Annotated in this window: 5 protein-coding genes; 1 reads left to right on the forward strand and 4 read right to left on the reverse strand. The window is 65.9% G+C overall.

The window, feature by feature from the left end:
* Position 1: 1 nt before the first annotated feature.
* The 4 genes from rbbA to nadA form a co-directional block, all read right to left on the reverse strand.
* Positions 2-2,752: a ribosome-associated ATPase/putative transporter RbbA gene (gene rbbA / locus ECTPHS_RS08720; protein ID WP_008932365.1), complete on the reverse strand. Its 2,751-nt coding sequence runs from the start codon at positions 2,750-2,752 to the stop codon at positions 2-4.
* Positions 2,752-3,822 (reverse strand): HlyD family secretion protein, encoded by a 1,071-nt coding sequence (locus ECTPHS_RS08725; RefSeq protein ID WP_008932366.1) that lies wholly within the window; start codon positions 3,820-3,822, stop codon positions 2,752-2,754. Before ECTPHS_RS08725 ends, rbbA begins: the two co-directional genes overlap by 1 nt.
* Positions 3,823-3,950: 128 nt before the next feature.
* A complete protein-coding gene (locus ECTPHS_RS08730) occupies positions 3,951-5,141 on the reverse strand; it encodes a hypothetical protein (protein WP_040405605.1) in 1,191 nt (396 codons plus the stop codon).
* Between the two features lie 29 nt (positions 5,142-5,170).
* Positions 5,171-6,250 carry a quinolinate synthase NadA gene (gene nadA / locus ECTPHS_RS08735; protein ID WP_008932368.1) on the reverse strand — a complete coding sequence of 360 codons (1,080 nt, stop codon included), beginning with the start codon at positions 6,248-6,250 and terminating at the stop codon, positions 5,171-5,173.
* Between the two features lie 224 nt (positions 6,251-6,474).
* On the opposite strand from nadA, the gene ECTPHS_RS08740 reads away from it, so the two are divergent.
* Positions 6,475-6,996: a protein disulfide oxidoreductase gene (locus tag ECTPHS_RS08740; RefSeq protein WP_008932369.1), complete on the forward strand. Its 522-nt coding sequence runs from the start codon at positions 6,475-6,477 to the stop codon at positions 6,994-6,996.
* The last annotated feature ends 193 nt before the right edge of the window (positions 6,997-7,189 follow it).

Here is a 7,189-nt window from a genome sequence, read left to right on the forward strand (position 1 = left end):
GTCAGCGCTCCTGCTTTTTCAGCAGCAGGATGGACAGCCCCATGATCACCGGCACCGCCAGCAGCATGGGCCAGAAGATGGCGTACAGGTCGCTCAGGCCAAGGCCCTTGCTGAAGATGCCCCGGGTGATGAGGAGCATGTGGGTGGCCGGGTAGATCTCGCCGATGAAGCGGCCGGCGCCTTCCAGGGAACTCACCGGGTGGATCATGCCGGCAAACTGGATGGCGGGGATCAGGGTGCCGATCATGGCCAGGAACATGGCGGCCACCTGGCTGCGGGTGACGGTGGAGGCCAGCAGGCCCATGCCGGTGGAGATGATGCTGAAGATGAGCACCGCCAGCAGCAGGGTGGGGAAACTGCCGGTGACGGGCACGCCGAACAGGGTCACTGCCAGCAGGGCCATGAGCAGGAAGTTGACCATGGCCAGGGCCACATAGGGGATCTGCTTGCCCAGCAGGAATTCGACGCGGGTGACCGGGGTGACGTAGAGGTTGGTGATGGAGCCCATTTCCTTTTCCCGCACCACCGACAGGGCGGTGAGCATGGCCGGCAGCATGAGCAGCAGCAGGGGGATGACCGCCGGTACCATGGCGGGCAGGCTGCGCACGTCCGGGTTGTAGCGGAAGCGGGTTTCGATCCCGGCGACGGGGGTGGCCGCGGCGGTGCCCAGGCGCAGGGCCTGTTGTTCCAGCAGCCATTGCCGGTGGATGCCCAGGACATAGCCGCGGACGGTCTCCGCCCGTCGCGGCATGGCGCCGTCGATCCACATGCCGATCTCCACCGGATGACCCCGCAGCAGGTCACGCCCGAAGCCGGGCGGGATCTTGATGGCCAGGGTCAGTTCGCCGTTGACCATGCGTCGGTCCAGGTCGGCGTAGTCCCGGATCGGGGGCCGTTCGTTGAAATAGCGGGAGCCGGACAGGTTCAGGGTGTACTGCTGGCTGAGGGTGCTCTGGTCATGGTCGAGCACGGCGTACTGCAGGTCTTCCACGTCCAGGCTGATGCCGAACCCCATGATCACCATGAGGATCAACGAGCCCAGTAGGGCCAGGGAGGCCCGGACCGGATCGCGGCGCAGTTCCAGGGTTTCCCGCCACAGGTAGCTGATCATCCGTTGCGGACTGAACCGGGGGCCGCGGTTGCGCGCGGAGGCGGGGGGCGGTTGCGGCGTGGGTGGGGGCTCGTGGCTGTCGTCCTCCGTGGCTTGATCGGTGCCCGCGCCGGCCTCGATCAGGTAGTCGATGAAGGCCTGTTCCAGGCTGTCGGCGCCGCGTTTTTCCACCAGCCGGGCGGGCACGTCGCTGTCCAGCACCTTGCCGGCATGCATCATGGACATGCGGTCGCAGCGTTCGGCCTCGTTCATGAAGTGGGTGGAGATGAAGATGGTGACCTTGTCCCGCCGGGACAGGTCGATGAGCAGGCGCCAGAAATTGTCCCGGGCGACGGGGTCCACCCCGGAGGTGGGTTCGTCCAGGATCAGCAGTTCGGGGCGATGGACCATGGCCACTGCCAGGGAGAGCCGTTGTCGCATCCCCAGGGGCAGTTTTTCCGGCAGGCTTTTGCGTACGTCTTCCAGGTCAAAGCGCTGGACCATCTCGTCCACCCGGGCGGTGATCTCTGTCTCGGGTACCTGGAACAGGCGGGCATGCAGCACCAGATTCTGCTGCACCGTCAGTTCCCCATACAGGGAGAAGGCCTGGGACATGTAGCCCACCCGGCGGCGGGTGTCGATGTCCCGCGGGTCCACCTGGTGCCCGAACAGCCAGGCCTGGCCATCGCTGGGGGGGAGCAGGCCGGTGAGCATCTTCATGGTGGTGGTCTTGCCGCAGCCGTTGGAGCCCAGAAAGCCGAAGATCTCCCCTCGGCGGATGCGCAGGCTCACCTGGTCCACAGCGACGAAGTCACCAAAGCGCATGGTCAGATCCCGGGCCTCGATGGCCACGTCGCGTGCTTCCTCGTCTTCCAGAGGCGGGATGCGTACCGGCTCGTGGCCCCGTGTCTTTTCCTCGGGCAACAGCTTGATGAAGGCTTCTTCCAGGTGTTGGCTGCCGGTGTTGGCCAGCAGGGCCGCCGGGGTGTCCGTGGCCAGAATCCGGCCCTCGTCCATGGCTACCAGCCAGTCGAAACGCTGGGCCTCGTCCATGTAGGCGGTGGCCACCAGTACGCTCATCTGCGGGCGATCCTTGCGGATGCGGGTGATCAGGTCCCAGAACTGGGCGCGGGCCAGGGGATCGACGCCGGTGGTGGGCTCGTCCAGGATCAGCAGGTCGGGATCGTGGATCAGGGCGCAGCACAGGCCCAGTTTCTGTTTCATGCCGCCGGAGAGCTTGCCCGCCGGGCGGCTCAGGAAGGGCTGCAGGCCGGTGCTGCCGGTGAGGTCGTCGATGCGGCGGCGGCGTTCGGGGGCGTCGTGGCCGAACAGGCGGGCGAAGAACTGCAGGTTTTCTTCCACCGACAGGGTGGGGTAGAGGTTGCGCCCCAGTCCCTGGGGCATGTAGGCGATGCGGGGGCAGACCGCCTCCCGGTGACGGCGGTCGGCCATGTCGCCGTCCAGGACCGTGATCTGTCCTGTCTGCATGGCCCGGGCGCCGGCCAGCAGGGCCAGCAGGCTGGACTTGCCCACCCCGTCCGGCCCGATCAGGCCCACCATGCGGCCGGCGGGGATCTCCAGGTCGATATCCCGCAGGGCGATGACCGGGCCGTAGCCCAGCCCCACCCCTTGCAGCCGGGCAACCACGGGGGCGGCGTTCATCAGCGGGGTACCCGGGCGACGAGCGAGTCAGGCCAGGGGGTTTGCGGGTCCAGTTTCACCCAGACCATGCCGGGCACGCCGGTCTTCACCTGGGTGAGGTGCTGTTGCAGCAGTTCCCGGTCGATCTGGGCCCGCACCCGGAACATGAGTTTCTGGCGTTCGGAGGCGGTTTCCACGGTCTTGGGGGTGAACTGGGCGGTGCTGGCCACGAAGGAGATGTGGGCGGGAATCACATATTGGGGGGCGGCGTCCAGAATGATGCGGGCCTCGCTGCCCAGGGCCACCCGGCCGGCCTGCTCGGTGGGCAGGAAGAAGGTCATGTACACGTCGCTCAGGTCCACCAGATTGAGCACCCGGCCGCCGGACCCCAGCACCTCACCTGGCTGGGCCACCCGAAACTGCACCCGGGCGTCCCGGGGGGCGGTGAGCTGGCTGTCCTGGATGTCTGCCTCGATGCGGGTGATGGTGGCGGCGGCGGCGGTCACGCCCGATTCGGCACCGGTGACCTGGGCCTCGGCGGCGGCGATGGCGGCGCGTACGGCCTCCGCCTGGGCCTTGGCTGCATCCACCGCCGCGCGGGTGCTCTGGGTGCGGGCGCGATCGTCATCCAGGATCTGTTCCGAGATGGCGCCCCGCTGGGACAGGCTCTCTGAGCGGACCAGCCGGCGCTGGGCGGCGTCCAGCTCGCTTTCCCGCTGCACCACCAGGGCCTGGGCGGCGGCCAGGTCGCTGCGGCGCAGGGCCACCTGGGCCTTGGCGCTGAGCACCGTGGTGAGTGCCTGCTGGTGATGAGCGCGAGCCTCGGCCAGTTGGGCTTCCTGGGAGCGGGTGTCCATCTGCGCCAGTACCTGTCCGGTGGTGACGAAATCCCCTTCTTCCACGAAGATCTCCGCCACGCGCCCCGGCATCTTGGTGGACACGTCGATCTCGGTGGCCTCGATGCGGCCGTTGCCCGAGGCAAGACCCGGGTGGGTGGCGCCGTCCTGATACTGCATCCAGGCGTAGAACGTGCCGGCGGCAACCACCAGAACGGTGGCGACAATACTCAATGTCTTGAGAGGGGGGCGCATGATGCAGACCTGTGTGGCGTTGCAGGGGGTACCTTGGTGAGTGTGGCACGCTGCGTTGCCCCCGGGTCTTGATCTGTATCACGTTAAAAACCGACTGGTCGGTTTTTAACTGGGCCGGACCGAGGGCTTCAGCCGCCCCGGCGCCGGAACCGGCTGGATTTCTTGAGTTCGCCGAGGATCATCCGCTCCAGTCCGTCCAGGTCCTCGCTGCGTACCTGGGCCACGTCGCTGATCCAGGCGGTGGTCTCATTTCGTTTCTTGCTGAAGTAATCGAGGATGAACTGCTCCGACAGGAGCATGAAGCGGATCGCCTGGGCCGGGTCGACCTGCAGGAATGGGTTGCGGGCGATCTGCATGGCGGACGATTCCTGCTGCTGGCAGTAGCGGTTGAGCAGGGCGTAGAGGGCCATGCGGGCGTCGGACTGGCCGATGGGCAGGTTGTTTCGGGTTCGCGGGTGCAGGGCGGCGTCCACCAGGGCATCCAGCCACAGGGTCAGCTGGTTTTCGGAAATGCTCACCTCGCGGGCGCGTTGTTCCGCCACCAGGGCGCTGATGCGGGACTGCAGGTGTTCGGCCTGATGATTGGTCTGGTTTTTCTTGACCGTGCGACGCCACAGGGTCTGGGTCTGTTCCAGCTCCGTGCGCAGGTGTTCGATCTGTTGTCGGAGTGTCTCGGCCTGATGGTCCAGTCGGCTGACCTGCTGGAGCTTGTCGTGCATCTCGTGCTGCACGATGTCCAGCCGCACACGAAAGTAGCGGCTGAGCAGGTTTTCGATGCGCTCACTATGCTGATGGAGCTTGACGATCGCCTGCCGGATCGTTTCCGCGTGTTCTCCGTCGGCGGACTGGTGTCGAAGGAGCTGGGCGGCCATGCTGGCATCGCTGTTTTCCGCCCGCACGTCCAGCAGCAGGGCGTTCAGCGCACGGATGGCCTGACCCAGCCGATCCAGCAGGATCGGTTCCTGATCGGCCTGCCAGCGGCCATGCAGGCGTTCCAGATCTTCCAGTTTGTAGTGGAAGATCTTCACGTTGGCGGTATTGCCCGTCAGCCTGGATTTGTCCAGGGCGGCCATCACTTCGTCGCCGTAACGCGCCTGCAAGTCCAGGCGACGTTCCAGGTGATGGGCGTTGGCCGCCAGGATGAGGCTTTCCAGGGCGCGCCGGGAGTAGAGCGGGGCCTCTTCCACCAGATCTAGGGGGATGTTTTCGGGCAGCTTTTCCGGGGGCAGGCGGGCCAGTTCCTCCGGCGAGAGCGAGGTCACCAGCTTCCTGAACACCTCCATGGGGATGGCGGGTTGACGCGTTGCCGGAGGGATCATGGCGCGGGCCGCGTGCGGGACGGGGACGCCTAGGCGTCCCCGCGTCCCAGGACGGGGGTCTGCAGTTGCCGGGCGAAGTCCAGCATGCGTTGGGTGGAGCGCAGGGCGCCCTCGCGCACGGACTCGTCCACCTGGACTTCATTGCCGCCTTGTTCCAGTACCTGGAGCAGGTTGTGCAGGCCGTTCATGGCCATCCAGGGGCAGTGGGCACAGCTACGGCAGGTGGCGCTGTGGCCGCCGGTGGGGGCTTCGATGAAGGTCTTGTGGGGGGCCGCCTGGCGCATCTTGTAGAAGATGCCGCTGTCGGTGGCGACGATCAGGGTGGGGTGGGGCAGTTCTCGGGCCGCCTTGATCAGCTGGGAGGTGGAGCCCACGGCGTCGGCCTGGGCGATGACCCCGGCGGGGGATTCCGGATGGACCAGCACGGCGGCTTCCGGGTGGGCCTTCTTGAGGTCGTCCAGGCCGCGGGTGCGGAATTCGTCGTGGACCACGCAGGTGGCATCCCACAGCACCATGTCGGCGCCGGTGGTTTCACGGATGTAGTGTCCCAGGTGCCGATCCGGCGCCCACAGGATCTTCTTGCCCTGGGCCTTGAGGTGTTCCACCAGCTTCACGGCGATGCTGGAGGTGACCACGTAGTCGGCGCGTGCCTTCACCCGGGCGGAGGTGTTGGAGTAGACCACGACGGTACGGTCGGGGTGGGCGTCGCAGAAGGCCTCGAACGCATCCGCCGGGCAGCCCAGGTCCAGGGAGCATTCCGCTTCCAGGGTGGGCATGAGCACGGTCTTTTCGGGGCTGAGGATCTTGGCGGTCTCGCCCATGAAGCGGACCCCCGCCACCACCAGGGTGGAGGCCGGGTGTTCCTGGCCGAAGCGGGCCATGTCCAGGGAGTCGGAGACGCAGCCGCCGGTTTCCTCGGCGATTCGCTGCAGGTCTTCATGGACATAGTAGTGGGCGACCAGCACGGCATCCCGTTCCTTGAGCAGGGTCTTGATCCGCTCGATCACCGCGTCGCGCTCGGCGCCGGTGAAGCGGGGCATGTGACTCTCCACCCAGGCGGTTTCGGGTACCTGAAAGTGGCGGAGGGGTTGTGCGGTGACTGCGGTCATGAATCTTGAATCCCCTTGGGCATGCAGGGTGCTACCTTAATTGATCTTAATCGATCCTGGCCCGACTGGAGGCCCGAAGCGCCCCTCGGGTGCGGAAATCGGGTGTGTTTATTTACGGTCATCGTGTTTGGACCGGAAGATATTATGCCCGTTCAGTGGCGTTGTCTGCTGAATCCGTGGTGGTGTCTCTTAATGTTGTTAATCAAAAACAATAGGTTGCCCATATGAGTAAGCCGGAGTTGTCTCCCGCCAAGGGGCGCCGCTGGCGGCGACTGGCCATCGAACTGCTGATCGTGCTGCTGATCTTTCTGGCCCTGAAGGCCTGGCTGCAGCGGGACATGATCAGCGGCGAGGCGCCTGATTTTCAGGCCCGGCTGCTGGACGGCACTCCGGTGAGCCTGGCGGATTACCAGGGCGCGCCGGTGCTGGTGCATTTCTGGGCGACCTGGTGCGGGATCTGTCGTCTGGAGCAGGGCAGCATCGAGTCCATCAGCCGGTCGTGGCCGGTACTGACCGTGGCCATGCAGTCCGGCGACGCCGACACGCTGGCGGCCTACATGGCGGAGCATGGCTATACCCAGGCGGTGATCGCCGATGAGGACGGCGCCCTGGCGGCCCGCTTCGGCGTGGGGGCCGTGCCGGCCAGCTTTGTGCTGGATGCCGAGGGTAACGTCCGGTTCCGGGAGCGGGGATTCACCACCGGCTGGGGGCTGCGCGCGCGGCTATGGGTGGCCCGTTTGCTCTGAGGTGATGGAACGGTAAATCCGTAACGGCTGTGCGCCCCGTCATGGAATTTCAATCCGGCAACTGGGCCGAGAGGGTTTAATCACGTTATATTCACTTTCAAAAGATCCGGGATCCTGCTCCTCCGTGGCTGCGCCCGGCATTGCGTCCATGAACGCTGAATAAACATGGGGCGTCAGACCCTGGGGTATCCCC

The organism is Ectothiorhodospira sp. PHS-1, assembly GCF_000225005.1.
Taxonomy (GTDB): Bacteria; Pseudomonadota; Gammaproteobacteria; order Ectothiorhodospirales; family Ectothiorhodospiraceae; genus Ectothiorhodospira.

Coding starts and splice junctions, on each gene's coding strand:
- rbbA (WP_008932365.1), bottom strand. CDS start 2,752: ATGAACGCCGCCCCCGTGGTTGCCCGGCTGCAAGGGGTGGGGCTGGGC.
- ECTPHS_RS08725 (WP_008932366.1), bottom strand. CDS start 3,822: ATGCGCCCCCCTCTCAAGACATTGAGTATTGTCGCCACCGTTCTGGTG.
- ECTPHS_RS08730 (WP_040405605.1), bottom strand. CDS start 5,141: ATGATCCCTCCGGCAACGCGTCAACCCGCCATCCCCATGGAGGTGTTC.
- nadA (WP_008932368.1), bottom strand. CDS start 6,250: ATGACCGCAGTCACCGCACAACCCCTCCGCCACTTTCAGGTACCCGAA.
- ECTPHS_RS08740 (WP_008932369.1), top strand. CDS start 6,475: ATGAGTAAGCCGGAGTTGTCTCCCGCCAAGGGGCGCCGCTGGCGGCGA.